Raw genomic sequence first — 23,585 nt, forward strand, 5'->3', positions numbered from 1 at the left:
AGCAGTATGCGCCGAGCAAAAATCGTCTGCACCCTAGGGCCGGCCACCGACTCGTACGACCAGATCAAATCGCTGGTCGACGCCGGGATGGACGTCGCCCGATTCAACCTCAGCCACGGCACCCACGCCGAACACGAGGAACGCTACCGTCGGGTCCGCAAGGCCGCCGACGAGACCGGCCGGAGCGTCGGCGTCCTCGCCGACCTCCAAGGCCCGAAGATCCGCCTCGACACCTTCGCCCACGGGCCCGTACTCCTCGAACGCGGCGACGAGTTCACGATCTCCACCGACAACGGCGTCGTGGGGGACAAGGACATCTGCGGCACCACCTACGCCGGCCTGGCCGGCGACGTCAGCCGCGGCGAACGCATCCTGGTCGACGACGGGCGGGTGACCCTGGAGGTCGTCGCCGTCGACGGACCACGGGTGCGGTGCCTCGTCATCGAGGGCGGGCTGGTCTCCGACCACAAGGGCCTCAACCTCCCCGGCGTCGCCGTCTCCGTCCCCGCGCTCAGCGACAAGGACGTCGCCGACCTGCGGTGGGCGCTGCGCGCCGGGGCCGACCTGATCGCACTCTCCTTCGTCCGCACCGGGCGCGACATCGACGACGTGCACCGGGTGATGGCCGAGGAAGGGCGGTACGTCCCGGTCATCGCCAAGATCGAGAAGCCGCAGGCGGTCGAGAACCTGGAATCCATCGTGGACGCCTTCGACGGCATCATGGTGGCCCGCGGGGACCTGGGCGTGGAGATGCCCCTCGAACAGGTCCCGCTCGTCCAGAAGCGCGCCATCAAACTGGCCAGGCGCAACGCCAAGCCGGTCATCGTGGCGACCCAGATGCTCGACTCGATGATCAACGCCTCCCGGCCGACCCGCGCCGAGGCCTCGGACGTCGCCAACGCCGTGCTGGACGGGACCGACGCCGTGATGCTCTCCGGGGAGACCTCGGTGGGCAAGTTCCCGGTCGAGACGGTCAAGACCATGGGCCGGATCATCGAGGCCGCCGAGAACGACATCCTGGCCGCCGGACTGCCCCCGCTCACCACCGGCAACAAGCCGCGGACCCAGGGCGGCGCCGTCGCCCGCGCGGCCGCCGAGATCGGCGACTTCCTGCACGCCAAGTACCTGATCGCCTTCACCCAGTCCGGCGACACCGCGCGCCGGTTGACCCGCTACCGCTCGCCCATCCCGGTGCTCGCCTTCACCTACGAACCCGCCGTGCGCAGCCAACTCGCCCTCACCTGGGGCGTGGAGACCTTCCTCGGACCGTTCGCCCCGACCACCGACCAGATGGTCGAACAGGTCGACGCGGCCCTGCTCTCGCTCGGCCGCTGCCAGAAGGGCGACATCGTCGTCATCACCGCCGGCTCCCCGCCCGGCCTGGCCGGCTCCACCAACCTCGTCCGCGTCCACCACGTGGGGACGCTGGACGACTGACGTTGTCCGGCGGCGCGGTCCTTCCGGGCGGAAGGGCCGCGCCGCCGTCAGTACTTGGGGCCGATGTGGGCGTCCATCAGGGCGACGGAGTCCTTGCGGGCGACGGAGATGTTGAAGCCGCCGTTGGAACGGGAGGCGGGCTTCCATTGGACGCCGACGGCGTCGAGGGTGGCGGTGAAGAGGCCGATGATGTCGGCTGAGGTGTTGGTGAAGAAGTAGCGCGGGTACTCGTAGCGCTTCGTGACGCCGTCGACCGTGCGGGTGGCCCAGTTGGTGATGCGGCAGCCGTCGGAGTGGATCAGGCCGCGCAGGAACTCCCAGGGGTGGGCGTCGACGATCTCCTGCTGCCAGGGCTCCAGGGCTATCACGCGCTCGTGCTTCCTGCCGGGGCCGTGTTGCGGAAAGTGGCAGGTCAGGTGCATGGAGTGGAGCTTGACGTTGTGACAGCCAGGTCGCTGAAGTCGATAGGTGTTGTTCTTCGGAAACACCTGGCGCATGGCCTGCTCGATGGTATCCATGACCCCCGGCCATTTGTCGTCGCAGGTGATGAACAAGCTCTGCGTTCGGCACAGCTTCGAGTGAGTGATGTGGCCGTCGCCCAGGTATGCGCCGAGCAGGTAGGCGTAGGCCGGGCGGTTGACTTCGTCCGCGTAGCAGCGGAAGCAGGTGGTCGTGCGCTCAGGGGTGGGGAAGTCTCCGTGCTTGGTGCGGTCCTGGTACTTCCACCACGAGACGGTGCCGACGGGGACCCCGAGCTGAAGGGAGACGTCTCGGTTGCGGGCGCCCTGGCGAAGGAGCAGGACGGCTTCTTCTCGAATGGATCGAACTGCCATACGGATGATCGTCGGCAGCCTGCGCCGAGCGTGCAGGCGGACGGGATTGTTTTCACCCGAACTGACGAAGATCGCCAACGGTTAGGCTGACCTAAGTGACTTTGGAATCGAAGGAAAAGTGCCCCGGGTGGGATTCGAACCCACGCTGGCGCCGGTTTGAGCGGCGTGTCTCTTCCGCTGGACTACCGAGGCATCCGCAGATTCGAAGGTTGCCCCCCGACCCTGCTGAGTTCAAACATACCGTGTCTAGGTACCCTCGTGCATGCAGTACCCCGCCGGAACTAGGAGCCCCGTGAGCACCGCCGACGAGCAGGCACAGCCGCTTGAGACCGAATCGCCCCAGATCACCCGGATCGTGATCGCCGAGGACGAGGCGTTGATCCGCCTCGACCTGAAGGAGATGCTGGAGGAGGAGGGGTACATCGTCGTCGGTGAAGCGGGGGACGGGGCGACGGCGGTGCGGCTCGTGGAGGAGCTGAAGCCGGATCTGGCGATCTTCGACGTGAAGATGCCGGTGCTGGACGGGCTGTCGGCCGCGGAGCAGATCCACGACAAGCACCTGGCGCCGGTGCTGATGCTGACCGCGTTCTCGCAGCGGGAGCTGGTGGACCGGGCCCGTGACGCGGGCGCGATGGCGTACATCGTGAAGCCGTTCTCCAAGTCGGACCTGGTGCCGGCGATCGAGATGGCGGTGTCGCGGTACACCGAGATGCGGGAGCTGGAGAAGGAGATCGGGGATCTCACCCAGCGGCTGGAGACCCGGAAGCTGGTGGACCGCGCCAAGGGTGTGCTGCAGACCAAGTTCGGGCTGAACGAGCCGGCCGCGTTCCGGTGGATCCAGAAGACCTCGATGGACCGGCGGATGACGATGGCGGCGGTGGCCGAGGCGGTCATCGAGGAGGGCGAGGCCCAGGACCGCAAGAAGGCGGACGAGGCCGACAAGCCGGAGTAGGACAGAAGCGAAGGGCCCGGCGGACGCTGTCCGCCGGGCCCTTCGCGCGTACGGCGTCAGTCCTCGCCGAGGTAGGCCTTGCGGACGGACTCGTCGTGGAGGAGGTCGGCGCCGGTGCCGGAGAGGACGATCCGACCGGTCTCCATCACGTAGCCGTGGTCGGAGAGGGAGAGGGCGGCCTGGGCGTTCTGCTCGACGAGCAGGATGGTGGTGCCGGAGGTCTTGAGTTCGACGATGGTGGACATGATCTTCTGCATCATCAGCGGGGAGAGGCCCATCGAGGGCTCGTCCAGCATCAGCAGTTGGGGCCGGGACATCAGGGCCCGGCCCATGGCGAGCATCTGCTGTTCGCCGCCGGAGAGGGTGCCGGCGGCCTGGCGGCGGCGTTCGCCGAGGATCGGGAAGAGGGTGTAGGCCCGTTCGACGTCCTCGGTGATGCCGGGGGTGTCGGAGCGCAGGAAGGCGCCGAGGAGCAGGTTCTCCTCGATGGTCATCCGGGGGAAGATGTGCCGGCCTTCGGGGGAGTGGGCGAGGCCGAGGGCGACGATCTTGTGGGCGGGGACGGTCGAGAGGTCCTGGCCGGCGAAGGTGATCCGGCCGGCGGTGGGCCGCAGGAGGCCGGAGAGGGTGCGCAGGGTGGTGGTCTTGCCGGCGCCGTTGGTGCCGATCAGGGTGGTGACCTCGCCCTGGTTCACGGTGAAGCTGATGCCCTTGACGGCCTCGATCTTGCCGTAGGCGACGCGGAGGTCCTGGACTTCGAGAAGTGCGGTCACTGGTCGGACTCCGTAACGGCCGGGGTGGTGCCTTCGAGCGGGGCGCTTTCGAGCGGGGCGCCGAGGTAGGCGGTGATGACGCGGTCGTCGTTCTGGACGGTCTCGCGGTCGCCCTCGACGATCTTCTCGCCCTGGACCAGGACGGCGGTGCGGTCGCAGAGGTTGAAGATGAACCGCATGTCGTGCTCGATGACGAGGACGGAGACGCCCCGGTCGCGGATGGCGAAGACGAGTTCCTCGGCGGCCCGGGTCTCCTGGGGGTTCATGCCGGCGGTGGGTTCGTCGAGCAGCAGCAGTCCGGGGTCGGAGGCGAGGGCGCGGGCGATCTCCAGCTTGCGCTGTTCGCCGTAGGGGAGGTTGCGGGCGAGGTGGTCGGCCTTCTCGGCGAGGCCGGTGAAGGCGAGGAGTTCCATGGCCTTCTCGCGGCTCTCGGCCTCGGCCCGGTGGTAGCGGGGGCCGCGGAGGATGGCGGTGAAGATGCCTTCCTTGGTGCGGCTGTGCCGGCCGACCAGGACGTTCTCCAGGACGGTCATGTTGGAGAACAGCCGGATGTTCTGGAAGGTGCGGGCGATGCCGGCCTGGGTGACCAGGTGGGGCTTGGGCGGCAGGACGGTGCCGCGGTAGCGGACGCTGCCCTCGGTGGGGACGTACAGGCCGGTGAGGCAGTTGAAGAAGGTGGTCTTGCCGGCGCCGTTGGGGCCGATCAGGCCGATGATCTCGCCTTCGCCGACGGTGAGGGAGACGTTGTTGACGGCGGTGAGGCCGCCGAAGCGCATGGTGACGCCGGTGACGTCGAGCAGGGGGCTCGCTGCGGTGGTCATCGGGGTGGTCACGCCCCTGCCTTGGTGAGTGCGGTGGTGTCGTCGCCGGTGGGCTGGGACGGGATCTCGGCCTCGTGGAACTCCAGCTGCCGGCGCCGGTTGGGGATGAGCCCCTCGGGGCGGACCCGCATCAGGATGATCAGGACGGCGCCGAAGGCGAGCAGCTGGTAGTCGGCGAGGAACTCCAGCTTCTTGGGGATCAGGAACAGCAGGGTGGCGCCGGCCAGCGGGCCGCTGATGGTGCCCATGCCGCCGAGGATGACGGCGGCGAGCAGGAACGCGGAGTTGGGTGGCAGGGCGTCGGCGAAGGTGTACTGGTCGGGGGTGACGGTGTAGCTGACGTGGGCCTGGACGGTGCCGGCCAGGCCGGCCAGGCAGGCGCCGAGGGCGAAGGCGAGCAGCTTGAGCCGGAAGCCGTTGATGCCCATGGCCTCGGCGGCGGTCTCGTCCTCGCGGATGGCGACCCAGGCGCGGCCGATCCGGGAGTTGCCGACCCGGGCGAAGACCAGTACGACGACGGCGGTGACCAGCAGCATCAGCAGGTAGTAGTTGGAGAAGCGGCCGAGTTCGATGCCGCCGACGGTGTGGGTCTTGCCGAGGTCGAAGCCGAGGATCTCCAGGTCGGGGATCCGCGGGATGCCGTTGGAGCCGTTGGTGACGTTGGGTCCGGTGGTGCCGTTGAGGCTCTGCATGGTGATGCGGAAGATCTCGCCGAAGCCGAGGGTGACGATGGCGAGGTAGTCGCCGCGCAGCCGCAGGGTGGGGGCGCCGATCAGGACGCCGAAGACCATGGAGGCGGCGGCGCCGGTGAGCATCGCGGCCCAGAACGGGAACTGGACGTGGATGGGTGAGGCGGGGGAGCCGGAGACCAGGGCGGCGGCGTAGGCGCCGACGCCGAGGAAGGCGACGTACCCGAGGTCGAGCAGGCCGGCCAGGCCGACCACGATGTTGAGGCCGAGGGCGACGGTGGCGAAGATCAGGATGTTGGTGGCGACCGAGGTGTACTGGTCGCTGCCCTGGGTGAACGGGAAGCTCGCGGCGGCGGCGAAGGCGGCGCCGGTGGTGACCGGGCGGTACTTGACGGTCAGTGCGCGCAGCCGGCCGAGCAGGCCGGAGGTGGCGATCGCGGCGACTGCGGGGCCGACCAGCAGCAGGTAGCCGATGAAGAGTTCGCCGTACTCGGTGTCGATGCCGAAGGTGATCGCGAACAGGCCGAGCCCGAAGGCCAGCACGATCAGCAGCACCTCGGCCCAGGACGGGAGTTCGCGCGGTGCGGGCAGCGGGCGGTCGATCTTCCCCAGCCGCAGGCCGCTGTTGGCGAGGTGGCCGAGCTGGAGCAGCAGGACGGCGCCGGTGGCGATGGCGAGGGCGCCGGACAGGGCGGTCATCACCGGGGCGACGGGCTGGTCGCCGGGGATGGCGTGGGCGCCGAACCAGCCGAGCGGGGCGGCGGGCACCAGCAGGAAGAGCCGCTTGTCGAGGATCCGCAGCGGTACCGCGGTGCGCCGGTCCAGGGGGAGGCCGAGGGCGCCGAGGACGCCGAGCAGGCCGCCGGCGGCGAGCACCCAGCCGCCGGGGTCGAGGTTGGCGAGGCCGCCGAGTTCGACCGCGATGGCGGTGACCGCGTAGACGGCGACGGCGAGGCCGCCGGTGGCGGCGTACAGTACCGCGTTGTTGCTGCGGGCGGGGGCGGCCCAGCGCAGGCCGGGGGTGCCGTGGGTGGCGAGCAGCAGGACGAGGGTGAGGACGCCGGCGGCGACGGCGAGCCACTGGAGGCCGGCCGGGGAGCCGTAGTAGGTGAGGTCGCCGGGGAAGTCGCTGGTCCAGGTCCAGGACATGGCGGCGGAGGCGGCGGTGAGGAGGGCGCCGAGGCCGGTGAGGGCGGTGGCGGCGGGGCGGGGCAGCGGGATGACCGGGGTGGTCTCGGTTCCGGTGGTCATGGTGGTCACGCCCTGTCCGCGACGCGCTCGCCGAGCAGGCCCTGGGGCCGGACGAGGAGCACGAGGATGAGGAGTACGAAGGCCCACACGTCCTTCCAGGCGCCGCCTCCGAAGAGGTGCATGCCGGGCAGGTGCTGGATGTAGGCGGTGGCGAGGGTTTCGGCGAGGCCGAGGGCGAGGCCGCCGAGCATGGCTCCGTAGATGTTGCCGATGCCGCCGAGGACGGCGGCGGTGAAGGCCTTGAGGCCGAGGATGAAGCCCATCCGGAAGTCGACCTGGCCGGTGCGCAGTCCGTAGGCGATGGCGGCGACGGCGGCGAACGCGGCGCCGATGGCGAAGGCCAGGACGATGATGCGGTCGGTGTCGATGCCCATCAGCTTGGCGGTGTCCGGGTCCTGGCTGGTGGCCTGCATGGCGCGGCCGGAGCGGGTGCGGGTGACGAACCAGCCGAGGGCGAGCATGCAGAGCGGGGCGGCGATGATCAGGAAGAGGTCGCTGCGCTGGATGCTGACGGAGCCGAGGTTGAACGGGTCGCCGGGGATCTTGGGGAAGACCCGGGCCTTCTTGGCGTCCGGGTAGAAGGAGAACACCAGTTGCTGGAGGAAGATGGAGAGCCCGATCGCGGTGATCAGCGGGGCGAGCCGGGGGGCGTTGCGCAGCGGCCGGTAGGCGAAGCGCTCGGCGGCGACGGCGGTGAGGGTGGAGACCAGGATGCCGGCGACCAGCATGAGGGGTAGGGCCAGCCACAGGGTGGTGCCGCCGGGGAGGGCGAGGTAGGCGGTCAGGGCGCCGAAGCCGCCGACCATGACGATCTCGCCGTGGGCGAAGTTGATGAGCTGGACGATGCCGTAGACCATCGTGTAGCCGATCGCGACGAGGCCGTAGAGGGCGCCGAGGATCAGGCCGTTGGCCAGCTGCTGCGGTAGGTCGTGCACCGCTGGGCCTCCGTAGTGCGTTCTGGGGTGTCCGCGTGGGTGGTGGGTGTGGGGGCGCGCGGGGGCACTCGTGGTGCCCCCGCGCGGTGGTGCGGGTGTGTGCGGGGTGTTGGGCGGGCGTCAGCCGTTGAAGGTGCCGGACTTCTCCACGGTCCACTTGCCGTCCTTGACGGTGTAGACGGTGAGCTGCTTGTTGGTGGTGTCGCCGTATTCGTCGAAGGAGACCTTGCCGGTGACGCCGTCGAAGGAGACCTTCTGCACCGCGTCGCGGACGGCGGCGCGGACGTCGCCGCCGGGGAGCTTGCCGTTGTTGGCCTGGACGACGTTCTTGACGGCCTCGATGATGGCCCAGGCGCTGTCGTAGGAGTAGCCGCCGTAGCTCTCGTAGGCCTCCTTGTAGCCGCCCTTGGCGTAGTCGGAGATGAACTTCTTGGCGGTGTCGAGGGATTCGACGGGGAGTCCGACGGCGGTGGCGAAGTCGCCCTGGCCCTTGGGGTTGAGCTTGATGTAGTCGGTGCTCTGGAGGCCGTCGCCGCCCATCAGCGGGATGTTGACGCCGGCGTCCTTGAGCTGGAGGGAGAGCGGGCCGCCCGCGGGGTACTCGCCGCCGTAGTAGACGGCGTCGGCGCCGGAGGCCTTGACCTTGGTGACGATGGCGGAGAAGTCGCGGTCGTCGGGGTTGACGTGCTCCTGGCCCGCCAGGGTGCCGCCGAGCTTGGTGAACTCGCCCTTGAAGGTGGAGGCGAGGCCGGCGCCGTAGGTCTTCTGGTCGTCGATCAGGAAGACCTTGGTCTTCTTGGCCTCGTTGTAGAGGAACTGGGCGGCGAACGGGCCCTGGATGGCGTCGGTGGTGGCGGTGCGGAAGTAGGACTTGAACGGGCGCTTCTTGTCGCCGGTGGCCCACTTCTCGCCCTGGCTGAGGGCGACGCCGGTGTTGGCGGGGGAGATCTCGACCAGGTTCTTGTCGTCGAAGATCTGCTGCATCGACTGCGCCACACTGGAGTTGAGCGGGCCGACGACGCCGAGGACCTTGCTGTCGGCGACCAGCTGGGTGGCGTTCTGCTGGCCGGGGGCGGGCTTGCCGGTGTCGTCGAGGGGCTTGACCTCGAACTTGATGCCGGGGACCTCGTTGGTGGCGTTGGCGTTCTTGACGGCGAGGTCCACGGAGTTGCGGATGCCGAGGCCGAGGGTGGAGAGGTCGCCGCTGAGCGGGGCGTCGACGCCGATCACGACGGTGGTGGTGCCGCTGTCCTTGCCGCCGGCGTTGTCGCCGGACTTCCCGCCGCGGGAGCCGCAGGCGCTGAGGCTGAGGGCGCCGATCACGGCAATGCTCACGACAACAGCTGAACGATGACGCACGAGGGTCCCCTTCGGTTCAGGAGGCGCCCGCGCCTGAGTGGCGGGAGCCGGGATGCGCGGAGGGCCGGGCCCAATCCGGATGGCGCGGTGACTGGCCGTGACTCTAGATGTCGTTGGGCTACTCGGGCAGTGGTGCGAGCAGGCTGTGATTCTCTTGTTATGAGCACACGTATTAATTGTCTCAGCATGTGGTCGATTTGAGTCGACCGCGCCCGAAGTGCCGGGCGTTTACCGGCTGGTGGCGGGATGTAAGGCCCAGAAATGCGGGTTGCAGCTGGCACGGTCGATAGTCGGACGGTGGCGTCCGGTGTGCTGCTTTCGGCCGTACACGTCCGCATTGCGGACAGGGAGGGCGCGACGAAGGGGCTCCGGGGTGCCCTGGGGCCCCGGAACCGCCGCTGGTGGGGATTTCGCGCTTGTTACGCAGGGTTACGAATGCGGGGGCGGGTCGGGCGCGCCGTCGGGTGCGCCGCCGGGCGCACTGTCGGGCGTGCCGTCGGGTGTGCCGTCGGGCGGTGCCCGGGCATGCCGACGCCCCCTCGTCCAGACCAACGCCTGCCCACGGTGGCGGAAGGTCAAACAAGGGGGCGCGAAAGGGAATTGATGTCTACCGGCGTGAACGGGCTTTGCCCGGAGGGCCGTTACAGGTCGCGCAGCATGCAGGTCAGTCGGCAGCTGGTGATCCGCTTGCCGGTGTCGTCGGTGATCGCGATCTCGTAGGTGGCGGCGGTGCGGCCCTTGAACACCGCCGTCGCGACCCCGGTGACCAGGCCGGAGGTGGCCGAACGGTGGTGGGTGGCGTTGAGGTCCACGCCGACCGCGTAGCGGCCCGGGCCGGCGTGCAGCATCGCGCCGATCGAGCCGATCGTCTCGGCCAGCGCCGCCGACGCCCCGCCGTGCAGCAGCCCGTACGGCTGCTGGTTGCCCTCCACCGGCATGGTGCCGACCACGCGGTCGCCGGAGGCCTCGACGATCCGGATGCCGAGCTTGTCGCCGAGGTGGCCGCCGGAGAAGGTCTCCGGGCTCACCCCGAGCTTGGCGAAGTGGTCCAGCACGTCCTGCGGGACCTTCAGCACGGCGGCGCCGTCGGTGCCGGTGCCGGTGCCGGCGGTGCTGTTGGAGGTGTCGGGGGCCGCGTCGGTCATCGGGGGAACTCCTGCCGCTCGGGTGTCTCGTGGTGGTGCGGTCTGGTCGTGCTGCCTGGCTGTTGCCCGGTGGTGCTGCCTGTGATCGTACGACCGTCCTACTCGCTGGTAGCAGGCCCGGCCGGACCGGCGCGGCGCCCCTTTTGTCGGTGCCGGGCCATAGGATCGGGGGCCGGTAGTGGAATCGGCAGGAACGGACGTTGACGTGGCTACGCAGAGTACGGACAAGGGCGCGACGGGTGGCGGCGGGGCCGGCCCGCGGCCCCGGCTGATGCTGCTCGACGGGCACTCGATGGCCTACCGGGCCTTCTACGCCCTGCCCGTGGAGAACTTCAACACCTCCACCGGCCAGCCCACCAACGCGGTCTACGGCTTCGCCTCGATGCTGGCCAACACCGTCCGGGACGAACAGCCCACCCACCTCGCCGTCGCCTTCGACCTCTCCCGGCAGACCTTCCGCTCCGCCGAGTTCCCCGACTACAAGGCCAACCGGGCCAAGACGCCGGACGAGTTCAAGAGCCAGATCGGCCTGATCGGCGAACTGCTCGACGCCATGAACATCCCGAGGATGACGGTCGAGGGCTTCGAGGCCGACGACATCATCGCGACCCTCGCCACCGCCGCCGAGGCGGCCGGCTACGACGTCGACATCGTCACCGGCGACCGCGACTCGCTCCAGCTGGTCACCGACCACGTCACGGTCCTCTACCCCACCAAGGGCGTCTCCGAGCTCACCCGCTTCACCCCCGAGAAGGTCACCGAGAAGTACGGCGTCACCCCGCGCCAGTACCCCGACCTCGCGGCCCTGCGCGGCGACCCGTCCGACAACCTGCCCGGCATCCCCGGCGTCGGCGAGAAGACGGCCGCCAAGTGGGTCAACCAGTTCGGCTCCTTCGACGAACTCGTCTCCCGCGCCGACGAGGTGAAGGGCAAGATCGGCGAGAAGCTGCGCGACAACCTCGACTCGGTCAAGCGCAACCGGGTGCTCACCGAGCTGGTCCGCGACGTCGAACTCCCGCTCGGCGTCGAGGACCTGGCCCGCCAGGCCTTCGACAAGGGCGCCGTCGGCACCCTGATGGAGTCGCTGGAGTTCCGCAACGCCAACTTCCGCGACCGGGTCTTCGGCATCGACCCCACGGGCGCGGAGGCCGCCGAGGCCGAGCTCGCCCCCGGCGTCGAGGTCGACGGCGAACTGCTCACCGACCCGGGCACGTTGGCCGCCTGGCTGCGCGAGCACGCCTCCGACGGCAAGACACCGGTCGCGCTGGCCGCCGTCTACCGGTGGGCCCTCGGCAGCGGCGAGGTCACCGAAGTCGCCCTCGCCGCCGGGGAGACGGCCGCCTGGTTCGACCCGGCGCTGCTCGCCGAGGAGGACGAGCAGGCCTTCGCCGGCTGGCTCGCCGACCCGGCCGCCCCCAAGGCCCTGCACATCGCCAAGCAGGTGATGCGCGCCTTCGCCGAGCGCGGCTGGACCATCGACGGCGTCGTCGCCGACACCGCGCTCGCCGCCTACCTGGAGAAGCCCGGCCGCCGCACCTTCACCCTGGAGGTACTCGCCGAGGAGTACCTGGCCCGCTCGCTCACCCCCGCCCCGGCGTCCGAGAGCGGCCAACTCGCCTTCGACGCCCCGGAGGAGGACCCGACGGCGCACGCCCAGGCGCTGATGCTCCAGGCCCGGGCCGTGCTCGACCTCGCCGCGCTCTCCGACACCCGCCTCGCCGAGGTCGGCGCCGCCGGGCTGATGCACGACATGGAACTGCCCATCGCCGCGCTGCTGGCCCGGATGGAGCGCTACGGCATCGCCGCCGACAGCGACTGGCTCACCCGGCTCGAAGCCCAGTTCGCCGCCGAGATCCAGCGCTGCGTCGAGGAGGCCCACGCCGCCGCCGGGCACGAGTTCAACCTCGGCTCGCCCAAGCAGCTGCAGGAGATCCTGTTCGGCGAACTCGCCCTCCCCAAGACCAAGAAGATCAAGACCGGCTACACCACGGACGCCGACGCCCTGACCTGGCTGGCCACCCAGACCGACAACGAACTGCCGGTCATCCTGCTGCGCCACCGCGACCAGGCCAAGCTGCGCACCACCGTCGAGGGCCTGCTCAAGACGGTCTCGCCGCAGGGCCGGATCCACACCACCTTCAACCAGATGGTCGCCGCCACCGGCCGGCTCTCCTCGCAGGACCCGAACCTGCAGAACATCCCGGTCCGGACGGAGGAGGGCCGCGCGATCCGCCGCGCCTTCGTGGTCGGGTCCGGCTACGAGTCGCTGCTCACCGCCGACTACTCGCAGATCGAACTGCGGATCATGGCCCACCTGTCCGAGGACGAGGCCCTGATCGAGGCCTTCGCCTCCGGCGAGGACCTGCACACCACCGTCGCCTCCCAGGTCTTCGAGGTCCCCGGGGCCGCCGTGGACGCCGAGATGCGGCGCAAGATCAAGGCGATGTCCTACGGCCTGGCGTACGGGCTCTCCGCGTACGGGCTCTCGCAGCAGCTCAACATCAAGCCCGGCGAGGCCCAGGGCCTGATGGACACCTACTTCGAGCGCTTCGGCGGCGTGCGCGACTACCTGCACCGGGTCGTCGAGGAGGCGCGGGCGACGGGTTACACCGAGACCCTGCTCGGCCGCCGCCGCTACCTGCCCGACCTCAACAGCGACAACCGCCAGCGCCGCGAGATGGCCGAGCGGATGGCCCTGAACGCCCCGATCCAGGGCTCGGCCGCCGACATCGTCAAGATCGCCATGCTGCGGGTGGACGACGCGCTGCGCGCCGCCGGGCTCGCCTCCCGGATGCTGCTCCAGGTGCACGACGAAATCGTGCTGGAGCTGGCCCCGGGCGAGCGCGAGCCGGTCGAGGCGATCGTCCGCGAGCAGATGGCCGGCGCCTACCCGCTGCGCGCGCCGCTGGACGTCTCGGTGGGCGTCGGCGCCAACTGGGAGGCCGCCGCGCACTGACGGCCGGACAGGGGCGCTGGACGCGTCTCGCCGGCGTGCGCGCCCCGGCGACGCGGCCGTCCCGATGGCGGGCCCGGACACCTTGGGTGTCCGGGCCCGTTCCGTTCTGCCCGATTGCGGATGATCACCGCAATGTGGCCGAAATATTCAAGCTTCCCGAACACGTCCAAGCGAGACATCTCGGCCCCATTGTTCGACCCCGGTCGACGTTCGAGATCGGCCATCTTGGCGGTTCGAACCGCCTCCACCGGTGATCAGCTGACCAGCGCCGTTCCCGGGCCGGTGGTTCGGGTCACGGTTCGGCCTGGCTGGAATCGACCCTCCGGCGTCCGAACGGCGTGCTAAAAAATCTCCTACAGCCGCTCCTGCGTGCGGAATTTGTTGAAACCCGGTCGGGGGAGCGGGAAGGATGAATTCATGATGGAGGTAAAAATGGAGCAAGACTTCGACCTCGACGTCCGTGTGGCTGTTGCTCCGAAGGTGGCCGCCACTCCGGACGGTTTCGCCAGCATCGGCACCACCTGCTGGTCCTGTGCCGACTCCTGCAACTGCCCGATCACGGTGGGCTTCCCCACCATCTGCTGATCGCCCGTCGGCGTCGACGCCGAATCGGGGAGGCTCCCGGCGCTGTTCTGTGCCGGGAGCCTTCGGGGAAAGCCGGGAGTTTTCCGGGAAGTCCTCGGCGATCGGATCCGGCGCACTTTTGGTGCGCAATTCGGGAACATTGCCGGGAATTGGTGATGTGAATCTGGGGGAATTCGCGGTGGCGGTGCTGGAACTCGACGTGCGGACCACGGAGGTGGCCCGGGCGGTGGCCGACCGGCTGGCGGCCTTCGCCGGTGCGGCGGGCTCGTCCGAGCAGCCGGCCTGGCCCGATCCGCTCAAGGACGAGGCGAGCCTGGCCGACGGCTACCCGGGGATGGCACTGGCGCTGCTGCACGCCGGAAAGGCGCTGGACGAGCCGGGACCGATCGGCGCGGCGCAGGCCCTGCTCCGCCGTTCCGCGCAGGCCACCGCCGTCCGGCCGCTGTCCGAGGCGGGTCTCTACAACGGCACCGCGGGCTTCGCGAGCGTTCTGCTGGAGTTCGCGGCCCACGACCGCCGCTACCTGCCGTCGCTGCGCCGGGTCGCCGACAGCTTCGGCGAGCAGATCGCGGCCCGTGAGCTGCCCGAGCCCGGCGAGGGCCTGCCGCTCTCCGCCTTCGACGTCATCTCGGGTGCGGCCGGCCAGCTGGCCGCGGCCGTGCGGCTCTGCACGGCCCTGGAGGCCGCGCCGGACGACCCGATCCGCACCGCGGCCGAGCGGCTGACCGCGTACCTGCTGCGGGTGAGCGCGCCGGACGACCGGCAGCGGCCCGGCTGGTTCACGCCGCCGGACTACTACGGCGCCTACCCCGGCTACGACGAGCAGGCCCCGCACGGGATGTACAACCTGGGCTTCGCGCACGGCCTGCCGGGCATCGTGTCGGCGCTGTGCGTCGCGGCCGCCGCCGGGATCGGCGGGTCGGGCCCGAGCGAGGCGATCGCGCGGGGCACGACCTGGCTGGTCGAGAACCGGCTCGCCGACGACGTGCCCGGCGCCGCCTGGCCGAACCTGCTCAAGGCCGAGGAGGGGACCGGGCTGCCGCTCGCCCCGACCGGACGGCGGTCCGCCCGGGCCGCCTGGTGCTTCGGTGCCCCGGGCATCGGCATCGCCCTGCTGAACGCGGCCGGGGTGCTCGGTGACAGCGCCCTCCGGGAGACCGCGGTCGGGGCCCTGCAGCGGGTGGTGGACTGGTCGCCCGCCGAGCGGTACATCTTCGCGCCCAACCTCTGCCACGGCCACTCCGGGCTGCTGGCGATCTACCGGCGGGCCCACGAGGTCACCGGGACGGACTCCTTCCGGATCATGGCCGAGGACTCGCTCCGGGCCGTGCTGTCGAAGGCGGACGAGGCCCGCCCGTACGTGGTGGCGGACGAGCCCAGGCCCGGCGAACTCGTCGACGACCCGGGCTTCGTCAACGGTGCGGCCGGCGTCCTGCTCGCGCTCTGCGGGGCGCTCGCGCCGCGGGCGACCGGGTGGGACGAGCTGTTCCTCCTCACCCCGGCCTGACCGGGGCCGCGGGGCCGGGTGGGGCGGGCGTGGCGGGCGGGCCGAACCGCCGTACCCGGCAAGCGCGTTGTCCCGTGACCGTTCCCGTCCCGTGACCGCACTGCCCCGCAACTGCGCTGCCCCGCAACCGCGTTGCCCGTACCCGCGTCGCCCAGCACAGCTAAGGAACTGAGTGTGACTCGTCGGAACGCCGAGACCAGTGACCGGAAGTCCGGCGGAAGCCGCGGCTACGTCGCACGGGACTTCTTCCTGCTCCGCGCGCCGGTCCTGCCGACCCGGGCGCTGACCGAGCTGCTGGCCGGCTCGGCCGCCGGGACGGGCTTGCCCGCCGGGACGGATCCGGCGGGCGTTGACCCGGCGGGCGCGGACCCGGCCGACTGGGAGGACCGCTATCTGCGGGGCCTGCTGGAGCTGTGGGCGCGGCCCGGGGTCCGCGCGGCGATCGCGCTGGCGGCGCCGGACCTGGCCCGGGCGGTGACCGGGATCGACGCGCTCCCGGCCCGGGACCGCCGGCGGGCGATCATGAGCCTGGGCCGGTACCTGAACCGGATGAGCATGCGGGCGACCCCGCTGGGCACGGTGGCGGGCGTCGCGATGGGCCGCTTCCCGGGGCCGGACGCGACCCCCGAGCCCGTCCGGCTCGGCGTCCCCGCGATCGGCACGGCCGTGGCCAGGCCGGACATGGGCTGGGTGCTGCACCTGTTCCAGGCGGTCGCCGACGCGCCGCGGCTGCGGCCCGAACTGGAGCTGCGCGCCAACGACCTGATCCACCGCGGCCGGGGCCGGGCCTGGCTGTCCACCGCCGACGCCTACGGTGCGGGATCGCGCCGCTCGGTCTCCGTCCGCTGGTCCCCGGCCGTCGAGTTCGTGCTGGAGGCGGCGCGCACCCCGAAGACCTTCGGCGAGCTGCGGGAGCAGCTGGCGCAGCGCTATCCGACCGTCCCGGTGGAGAAGGTCACCGCGCTGCTGGACCAGCTGGTCGAGTTGGCGTTCCTGATCACCTCGCACCGGCCCGCCCTGCTGGAGGGTTCGGGACAGCCGTCGCTGTCGGCCCAGTTGGCGAGCAGCCAGGACGGTGACGCGGCCGCCGCACTGGCCTCCGTCGAGGCTGCGGTGGCGGAGTTCAACGCCGTCGGCGACGTGACCGGCCTGGAGGCGCTCCAGGAGCGGATCGCCCCGCCGGCGCGGCGGGTGAGCGAGGACTACGACGGGCCGTTGCTGCGGGTCGACGCCCGGTTGGACCCGGTCGCCCGGCCCGAGCTGCCGGCCGAGGTCCAGGCGCTGGCGGCGGAGGCCGCGGAGCTCCTGGCCACCGTGGGCGCCGGCCACCGGTACCCGTCGCAACTGGGCGACTTCGCCACGGCGTTCACCGAGCGCTACGGCGCGCAGGCGGAGGTGCCGGTCCTGGAGGTGCTCTCCGAGGAGACCGGTCTCGGCGCGCCGAACAGCTACCAGAACCCGCCGCGCTCCTTCGAGTTGCAGCCGGTGACCGCGCGCGACCGCAGCCGGGACGAGCGGGAGGCCGTGCTGTACCGGCTCGTCGCCGACGCGCTCAGCCGCGGCAGCCTGGAGGCGGTCCTCGACGAGCGGTGGACGGCCGAGCTCACGACCGGTGTCGACGACCGGCCGTGGCGGCCCGCGGTGGACGTGCACCTGCAGTTGGCGCCGCCGACGGTCCCGGGTGCGCGCTGGCGCGGGGTGGTCACCGCGGTGGCGAACGGCGGGCGCACCTTCGCCCGGTTCCACGACCTGCTGGGCGCCGAGGACCGCGAGCGGCTGCGGGAGCTGGCCGAGGCGGAGGCGGCGCAGCTGCCCGGGATCGCGGTGGTCGAGCTGACCTACCTGCCGGAGAGGGCCCGGGCCGCGAACGTGTCGGTCCGCCCGGCGGTGCGGGCGCTGGAGCTGCCGGTCAACGTGGCGCCGGGGCGGGGCCCCAAGGAGGTGATCGCGCTCGACGACGTGGTCGTCGGCGTGCGCGAGGGCCGGCTGTACCTGCACAGTCCCGCCCTCGGGTGCGATCTGCACGTCACCCAGCACACCATGCTCAACCCGCTGATGGCGCCGAACGTCGTCCGCTTCCTGCTGGACGTCTCCTCGGCGGCCTTCCACAACGTCCCGGCCTTCGACTGGGGCACGCTGGGCACCGTCCTGCCGTTCCTGCCCAGGGTCGTCCGGGGCGACCTGGTGCTGAAGCGCGCGGGCTGGCTGCTGCGCGCCAGCGACCTGCCGGCCGGCTGCACCGGTTCGGCGGCGGACTTCACCGCGGCCGTCGCGGCCTGGCGCGCGCAGTGGAGGGTGCCGCGCCTGGTCCACCTGGCGCACGGCGACAACACGATCCTGCTGGACCTGGAGGCCGAGCCCTCGCGGGAGGAACTGCGGCTGGCGGCCGCCCGGGACGCGGGGTCCTTCTCGCTGCGGATCGAGGAGGCCCTGCCCGGCCCGGAGGAGGGCTTCCTGCGGGACACGGACGGCGCCCCCTACGCCGCGGAGGTCGTGGTCCCGGTGCTGTCCGCGCGGCCGGCCCGGGAGCCCCGGGCGGCGGCCGGCCTGCGCCGGCGGACCACCGAGGCGGAGCGGCTGCGGCCGGTCGGCGGGCCGTGGGTCTTCGCCAAGCTGTACGTGGAGAACGAGGCGCTGGACGCCCTCCTGGTGGACCAGGTGACGGAGCTGACCCGCTCGCTGGCCGAACGCGGCCTGACCGGGCACATGTTCTACCTCCGGTACGGCGACCCCGCCCCGCACCTGCGGCTGCGCTACCGGGCCGCGGACCCGGCCCGGTCGGGCGAACTGCTGGCCGAGGTCGCCCGGTGGGCGCACGGCCTGGCCGTCGAGGGCCGGATCGCGGACGTCGAGTTCGCGACGTACCGCCGGGAGATCGAGCGGTACGGCGGCCCCGACCTGATCGACGCGGCCGAGGAGCTGTTCTGTCTGGACAGTGCCGCGACCCTGGACCTGCTGCGGCACCTCGCCGGGCCGGTGCCGGCGGGCGAGGTCCCCTTGGAGCGCGACGCGCTCACCGTGCTCAGCCTGGAGGCCGTCGGCCGGGTGCTGGTCCCCGACTTCGCCGAACGGCACGCCCTGGTGCGGTCGATGACCGGTTCGCGGACCGGCGGCGCGGAGTACCGGGCGGTCGCCCGCCGGCTCTGGGCGGGCCTGACCGCGCCCGGCGGTGAGGCCGCGGTGCTGGAGCGGGTGGGCGCCGCCTGGGGCCCGGCGGGGGCCGGATTCGCCGCCGGGGTGGCCGAGTCGGCCGAGAGCGGCGAACTCTGGTCGGACCGTACGTCCGTCCTGCGCAGCCTGTTCCACATGCACTGCAACCGGATGGGGCTGCGGCGCGAGCAGGAGGACGCGGCCTACGGCATGTGGCGGCGGCTGCTGGACCGGGTCGCCACGGCCGGGGGCTCTTCGGCGGGGACGTCCCGGTGAGCGCGGGCTCCCGGCTGCGGCGGCTGGCGGCCGTGCCGCGCCCGGTCCTGACCGTGCTGGGCCAGTCCTGGCGCTGCGACCGCTGGGGGACGGCGCAGGTGCTGCTGATCTCGCTGGTCGTCGGCATCCTGCCGGCCTGGCAGGTGAAGACCACGGCGGCGTTCGCCACGGCCCTGCTGCGCACGGCGGAGGGCTCGCACGAGCAGGTCCGCGGCATCCTGTTCTACCTGGTCGTGCTGGCGGTGCTGGGCCTCGCCTCGCAGCTGCTGTCGCTGTTGCAGAACCGGGCCATGCAGCGCTGCCAGAGCCGGCTCTCGGCCCATCTGGCCGATGAGATCATCAGCCGGGCGAGCCGCTTCACGCTCTCCCAGGTGGAGGACCCGACCGTGCAGGACTCGCTGCAGCGGGCCGTGCGGGAGGTGGCGTACCGGCCGGGGATGCTGTTCTCCCAGCTGGTGCAGGCGGCCACCCCGGTGGTCACCTTCGGCTCGGTCGGCGCGATCCTGTGGACCCTGGACTTCCGGATCGCGCTGCTGGCCATGGTCGCCCCGTTCCCCACGGTGGTCGCGCAGATCCTCCAGGGCCGCCGCACCCACGCGCTGGAGCACGGCCGCTCCGAGGAGCGGCGCCGGATCAACTACTGGCAGCACCTGGCCTCCCAGCCGAACTCGATGAAGGAGGTGCTGGCCTTCCGGCTCGCCCCGGTGGTGCTCACCAACCACCGGCGGCTGCTGGCCGGGATCGTCGGCGCGGACCTGCGGATGGCGAACCGGAACTTCGGCCTCGCCGTGCCGATGGTCGTGCTGACCGCGCTGCTGACGATCTCCGCGCAGGCCACGGCGATCCTGGTCGGCAGCAGCGACGCCCGGCACGTGGCCGGCCTGCTGGCGGTGATCCAGGCGATCGGCATGCTGCAGGCCAGCATGCAGCAGCTCTTCGGCTCGGTGTCCGGGATGTACGTCAACCAGCTCTACCTGCGCAACGTCGACGAGTTCCTCGCGATCGAGCAGGAGCGGGAGACCCAGGGCGAGGTGACGTTCCCCCAGGACATCGTCGGCGGCATCGAGTTCCGCGACGTGTCGTTCAGCTACCCCGGCAGCGGGCGGCGCGCCCTGGACCGGGTCTCGTTCACGCTGAAACCGGGCCAGGTGACGGCGATCGTCGGCCTCAACGGCGCCGGGAAATCCACCCTCGGCAAGCTCATCGGCCGCCTCTACGAACCGACCGAGGGCTCGATCCTGGTCGACGGCGTCCCGCTCGCCGACTTCCGGCTGGACAGCCTGCGCGACCGGGTCTCCTACGTCTTCCAGAACTACGTCGAGTACCAGCTCTCGGTGGGCGAGAACATCTCGCTCGGCATGGTGCACGAGGCCGACCGCTCGGCCGGGCGGGTCGAGGCCGCGGCCCGCGAGGTCGGGATGCACGAGCACATCACCGGCCTGCCGCAGGGCTACGAGACCCAGGCGGGACGGCTGTTCACCGGGGGCGTCGAGTTCTCCGGCGGCCAGTGGCAGCGGCTGGCCATCGCCCGCAGCGCGGTGCGCTCCGCCAGCGTACGGGTCATGGACGAGCCGACCGCCGCGCTCGACACCATCACCGAGGCCGAACTGCTCGACACCCTGACCGCCGCCTCGGCCGGCCGGGTCTCGCTGCTGATCGCCCACCGCTTCTCCTCGGTGCTGCGCGCGGACCGGGTGCTGGTCTTCGACCGGGGCCGGCTCGTCGAGGACGGTGACCACCAGGAGTTGATGCGCCTGGGCGGCCTGTACGCGGAGATGTACGAGGCGCAGAACGCGGGGCCGCCCGAACCCGCGTCCGGTGGTGTTTCGAAAGCCGGGGCGAAGGCCGGGACGAAGGCCGGGGCGAAGGCCGGGGCGAAGGCCGGGACGGGGGTCCGATGATGCAGCTCACCGCGTTCGACCAGGTGCTGGTCTACGGCGGCACCGGCCCGGCCGGCGCCGCCCGGGAGTCGGTCCGGCTCGCCGTGGCGGCCGAACGCCTGGGCTACCACCGGTTCTGGGTCGCCGAGCACCACGGCGCGACCAGCGGTTGCGGCTCGCCCGAGGTCCTGGTCGCCGCCGCCGCGGCGGCGACCGCCGGCATCCGGGTCGGCACCGCCTCGGTCCTGCTGCCCCACTACGCGCCGCTGAAGGTGGCGACCACCTTCAACCTGCTGGAACGGCTCCACCCCGGCCGGATCGACCTCGGCATCGGCCGCGGGCCCGGCGCGGGCGAGAGCGTCACCCGGCTGCTCGCCCGGGAGGGCGAGGCGCCGTACCACGAGAAGATCGAACAGCTGCTGGCCCACCTCACCGCGGGGACGGATCTGCTGCCCGATTCCACCCCGCCGCAGCTGTGGCTGACCGGCGCCGGAGCGGGCGGGGCGCACCTCGCCGCCCACTTCGGACTGCCTTTCTGCTTCGCCCAGTTCGCGCACGGCGTGCCACGGCCGGAGATCGTCGAGCTGTACCGGGAGAAGTTCCGCCCGGGCCCGCTCGGGGCGGTCCCACGCGTCGCCGTCGCGGTCCGGGTGGCCTGCGCGGACGACCCGGGGGACGTCCGGCTGCTGCGCGCGGGCCTCGCGCTGGGCGCCGCGGCGGTGGGCCGCCGGACCCTCCCCTCCTGGGACGAACTCCACGCCCTGGCACCCACGGTGGCACTGCCCGACGCGGCGGACCCGGCGGACGTGTCCGTCCTGGCCGGGGTCCCCGCCGAGGTGGCCGAGCGGCTCGCCGCCCTGACCGCCGCCTACACCCCCGACGAGCTGGCGGTCACCACCCTCTGCCCCGACCTCGACCTCCGGATCCGCACCTTCGAGCTGCTCCGGGCGATGGTTCCGGGCCCGGTGGCGCCGGTCGGGCGGTGATCGTCGGGCGCAATCGTGGTCAGCCCGCGAGGTGCGCCAGGAGCAGTGGCACGATCTGCTCGGCGTTGGCCTCCGGCAGCCAGTGGGTGGCGCCGTCCAGTGCCACGAAGCGGTACGGGGCGTTGATGTGCTTGGCCGTCAGCTCGGCGGCCTCGCGGCCGAGGGCGCGGTCCTCGGTGCCCCAGACGAAGAGGGTGCGGACGGTGATCTCGCCGGCCGGGATGCGGAGTTGCTCGTTGGTGGCCCGGTACCAGTTGAGCCTGCCGGTGAGCGCGCCCGGTTCGGTGAACCGGCGGACGTTGGCCTCGGCCTGCTCCTCCGGCAGCGCGCTGCGGTAGAGGGAGCGCAGCCGGGCCGCGTCGTCGGCCAGGAGGGACTGCTCCGCGACGTGGTCCGGGAGCCGGAACTCGTGGACGTACTGGGAGCGTTCGCTCTGGTCGCTGTCGTTGTTGAGGGCCTCGTAGAGCGCCTCGGGGTGCGGGGTGGAGAGTACGGCCAGGCTGTGCAGCCGCTCCGGGTGGGCGGAGGCCAGCGACCAGGCGACCAGGCCGCCCCAGTCGTGGGCGACCAGGTGGAAGCGCGGGGCGTCCAGGGCGTCGGCGAAGCCGAGGGCGTCCGCGACCAGCAGCTCGACGGTGTAGTCGGCGATGTCCGCGGGGCGGGCGTCGGGGGAGTAGCCGCGCTGGTCCACCGCCACCGCGCGGTAGCCGGCGGCGGCGAGTGCGGTCAGTTCGGCGCTCCAGCAGTCGGCGAACTCGGGGAATCCGTGCAGCAGCAGGACGAGTTCGCCGTCGGCGGGTCCGGCGGCCAGCGCGTCGAAGGTGTGCTCGCCGACGGTCAGGCGGAGGGGGGTGGGCTGGGCTATGGACATGGGTCATCTCCAGTCGGTGACAGTGACGGTGACGCGTCAACAGGACGATGAGATCACAGCGAGGGGGCCGCAGGGCCGACTCCGGGTGTCCGGCGGGCGTGAAGTCCCGCACAGGACGTCGGCGGGGCCGACTTCTGGTGCGGGGGCGAGATGAATGTTTGACCGGGTTGTATTTTTAACCGAGTAACGCTTTCATGGAGGTATGAATCGCCCAGACCTTCCCCCCGTGCTCGTCATCGGGGCGACCGGCCGGATCGGCCGCCTCGTCATCGACCGACTCCTCGCCGAGGGCGTGCCGGTCCGCGCCCTCACCCGTCGCCCCGAGGCGGCGGTGACCCTGCCGGCCGGGGTCGAGACCTTCATCGGCGACCTCACCGTGCCCGAGTCGCTCGACCCGGCCCTGAACGGCGCCGGCGCGGCCTTCCTCGTCTGGACCGCCCCGCCGCAGACCGCCGCGGCGGTCGTCGAGCGGCTGGCGGCCCACGTGCGACGGATCGTCTTCCTCTCCTCCCCGTTCCGGACGCCGCACCCCTTCTTCCAGCAGCCCAACCCCGCCTCGGCGCTGCACGCCGAGATCGAGCGGCTCATCGCGGCCGCCGGGGTCGAGTCGACGATCATCCGGCCCGGGATGTTCGCGTCGAACTCGCTGGCCTGGTGGGCGTCCGCGATCCGGCCGGGCCGGGCCGTCCGCTGGCCCTACGGCGCCGCCGCGACGGCACCCGTCGACGACCGCGACATCGCGGCCGTCGCGGCACTGATGCTCCATCAGGACGGTTATTCAGGAGCCGACTTCGTCCTCACCGGGCCCGAGTCGCTGACCCAGGCCGAGCAGGTGGGCGTCATCGGCGACGCCCTGGGACGCCGGATCGCCTTCGAGGAGATGACGCCGGACGAGTTCCGGAACCTGTCGCAGGGCGCGGTGCCCGGCCCGGCCGTCGAGATGCTGCTCGCCGCGTGGAACGCGGCCGTCGGACGGCCCGCGTACGTGACCACCACGGTGGCCGACGTCCTCGGGACGGCGCCGCGGACGTTCCACCAGTGGGCCGCCGACCATGCCGAGGCGTTCACGCCGGATTCGGAGGGTTAGGGCCAATGCCAGTGACTTAGGTCGTGCTCGCTCTGGTGATCGTGACGGTGGCCGGAGCGGGTGGTGGCCAGTTGCGGTGTTGGGCGCGTTTG

The 23,585-nt window shown here is 71.6% G+C and carries 17 protein-coding genes and 1 tRNA gene; 9 read left to right on the forward strand and 9 right to left on the reverse strand.

The window, feature by feature from the left end:
• Positions 1 to 6: 6 nt before the first annotated feature.
• Positions 7 to 1,437, forward strand: a complete 1,431-nt coding sequence (gene pyk / locus ABTZ03_RS31895) for a pyruvate kinase (RefSeq protein WP_350516609.1) — start codon at positions 7 to 9, stop codon at positions 1,435 to 1,437.
• A gap of 47 nt (positions 1,438 to 1,484) precedes the next feature.
• Here the strand turns inward: pyk and ABTZ03_RS31900 are convergent, their stop codons facing one another.
• Both ABTZ03_RS31900 and ABTZ03_RS31905 read right to left on the reverse strand, forming a co-directional pair.
• Complete coding sequence (locus ABTZ03_RS31900) at positions 1,485 to 2,270, reverse strand: helix-turn-helix domain-containing protein (protein ID WP_350516625.1); 786 nt, start codon at positions 2,268 to 2,270, stop codon at positions 1,485 to 1,487.
• A gap of 119 nt (positions 2,271 to 2,389) precedes the next feature.
• A tRNA-Leu gene (locus ABTZ03_RS31905) sits at positions 2,390 to 2,462 on the reverse strand.
• A 100-nt stretch (positions 2,463 to 2,562) separates the two neighbouring features.
• Between ABTZ03_RS31905 and ABTZ03_RS31910 the strand changes: the two genes are divergently transcribed.
• Positions 2,563 to 3,222: an ANTAR domain-containing response regulator gene (locus ABTZ03_RS31910; protein WP_350516610.1), complete on the forward strand. Its 660-nt coding sequence runs from the start codon at positions 2,563 to 2,565 to the stop codon at positions 3,220 to 3,222.
• Positions 3,223 to 3,278: 56 nt separating this feature from the next.
• Here ABTZ03_RS31910 and ABTZ03_RS31915 read toward each other — a convergent pair whose 3' ends face one another.
• The 6 genes from ABTZ03_RS31915 to ABTZ03_RS31940 all read right to left on the reverse strand — a co-directional run bounded on the left by ABTZ03_RS31915 (position 3,279) and on the right by ABTZ03_RS31940 (position 10,195).
• Positions 3,279 to 3,995, reverse strand: a complete 717-nt coding sequence (locus tag ABTZ03_RS31915; RefSeq protein ID WP_350516611.1) for an ABC transporter ATP-binding protein — start codon at positions 3,993 to 3,995, stop codon at positions 3,279 to 3,281.
• Positions 3,992 to 4,816 carry an ABC transporter ATP-binding protein gene (locus tag ABTZ03_RS31920; RefSeq protein WP_350516626.1) on the reverse strand — a complete coding sequence of 275 codons (825 nt, stop codon included), beginning with the start codon at positions 4,814 to 4,816 and terminating at the stop codon, positions 3,992 to 3,994. Before ABTZ03_RS31920 ends, ABTZ03_RS31915 begins: the two co-directional genes overlap by 4 nt.
• A gap of 8 nt (positions 4,817 to 4,824) precedes the next feature.
• Positions 4,825 to 6,756: a branched-chain amino acid ABC transporter permease gene (locus tag ABTZ03_RS31925; protein WP_502894649.1), complete on the reverse strand. Its 1,932-nt coding sequence runs from the start codon at positions 6,754 to 6,756 to the stop codon at positions 4,825 to 4,827.
• 5 nt (positions 6,757 to 6,761) lie between these two features.
• On the reverse strand, positions 6,762 to 7,691 hold the full coding sequence (locus ABTZ03_RS31930) for a branched-chain amino acid ABC transporter permease (RefSeq protein ID WP_350516612.1): 930 nt from the start codon (positions 7,689 to 7,691) through the stop codon (positions 6,762 to 6,764).
• 120 nt (positions 7,692 to 7,811) lie between these two features.
• Positions 7,812 to 9,050 (reverse strand): branched-chain amino acid ABC transporter substrate-binding protein, encoded by a 1,239-nt coding sequence (locus ABTZ03_RS31935; RefSeq protein ID WP_350516613.1) that lies wholly within the window; start codon positions 9,048 to 9,050, stop codon positions 7,812 to 7,814.
• Between the two features lie 641 nt (positions 9,051 to 9,691).
• Complete coding sequence (locus tag ABTZ03_RS31940) at positions 9,692 to 10,195, reverse strand: PaaI family thioesterase (RefSeq protein WP_350516614.1); 504 nt, start codon at positions 10,193 to 10,195, stop codon at positions 9,692 to 9,694.
• Between the two features lie 271 nt (positions 10,196 to 10,466).
• Here ABTZ03_RS31940 and polA point away from each other — a divergent pair, with 271 nt between their 5' ends.
• From polA to ABTZ03_RS31970, 6 genes are all read left to right on the forward strand, one after another.
• Entirely contained in the window at positions 10,467 to 13,151 is a 2,685-nt protein-coding gene (gene polA, locus ABTZ03_RS31945; RefSeq protein WP_350516628.1) for a DNA polymerase I, read from the forward strand.
• A gap of 432 nt (positions 13,152 to 13,583) precedes the next feature.
• On the forward strand, positions 13,584 to 13,736 hold the full coding sequence (locus ABTZ03_RS31950) for an FDLD family class I lanthipeptide (protein WP_350516615.1): 153 nt from the start codon (positions 13,584 to 13,586) through the stop codon (positions 13,734 to 13,736).
• A 157-nt stretch (positions 13,737 to 13,893) separates the two neighbouring features.
• The gene (locus ABTZ03_RS31955; RefSeq protein ID WP_350516616.1) at positions 13,894 to 15,243 is read left to right on the forward strand and encodes a lanthionine synthetase C family protein; all 1,350 of its coding nucleotides are present in this window, start codon (positions 13,894 to 13,896) and stop codon (positions 15,241 to 15,243) included.
• 174 nt (positions 15,244 to 15,417) lie between these two features.
• Complete coding sequence (locus tag ABTZ03_RS31960) at positions 15,418 to 18,669, forward strand: lantibiotic dehydratase (protein ID WP_350516617.1); 3,252 nt, start codon at positions 15,418 to 15,420, stop codon at positions 18,667 to 18,669.
• The gene (locus tag ABTZ03_RS31965) at positions 18,666 to 20,570 is read left to right on the forward strand and encodes an ABC transporter ATP-binding protein (protein ID WP_350516618.1); all 1,905 of its coding nucleotides are present in this window, start codon (positions 18,666 to 18,668) and stop codon (positions 20,568 to 20,570) included. The genes ABTZ03_RS31960 and ABTZ03_RS31965 overlap by 4 nt, the downstream gene beginning before the upstream one ends.
• Complete coding sequence (locus tag ABTZ03_RS31970) at positions 20,567 to 21,535, forward strand: MsnO8 family LLM class oxidoreductase (RefSeq protein ID WP_350516619.1); 969 nt, start codon at positions 20,567 to 20,569, stop codon at positions 21,533 to 21,535. Before ABTZ03_RS31965 ends, ABTZ03_RS31970 begins: the two co-directional genes overlap by 4 nt.
• A gap of 19 nt (positions 21,536 to 21,554) precedes the next feature.
• Here ABTZ03_RS31970 and ABTZ03_RS31975 read toward each other — a convergent pair whose 3' ends face one another.
• The gene (locus ABTZ03_RS31975; RefSeq protein WP_350516620.1) at positions 21,555 to 22,406 is read right to left on the reverse strand and encodes an alpha/beta fold hydrolase; all 852 of its coding nucleotides are present in this window, start codon (positions 22,404 to 22,406) and stop codon (positions 21,555 to 21,557) included.
• Between the two features lie 226 nt (positions 22,407 to 22,632).
• Between ABTZ03_RS31975 and ABTZ03_RS31980 the strand changes: the two genes are divergently transcribed.
• On the forward strand, positions 22,633 to 23,493 hold the full coding sequence (locus tag ABTZ03_RS31980; RefSeq protein ID WP_350516621.1) for an NAD(P)H-binding protein: 861 nt from the start codon (positions 22,633 to 22,635) through the stop codon (positions 23,491 to 23,493).
• The last annotated feature ends 92 nt before the right edge of the window (positions 23,494 to 23,585 follow it).

It is taken from the genome of Kitasatospora sp. NPDC096077 (genome assembly GCF_040303245.1).
GTDB lineage: Bacteria > Actinomycetota > Actinomycetes > Streptomycetales > Streptomycetaceae > Kitasatospora.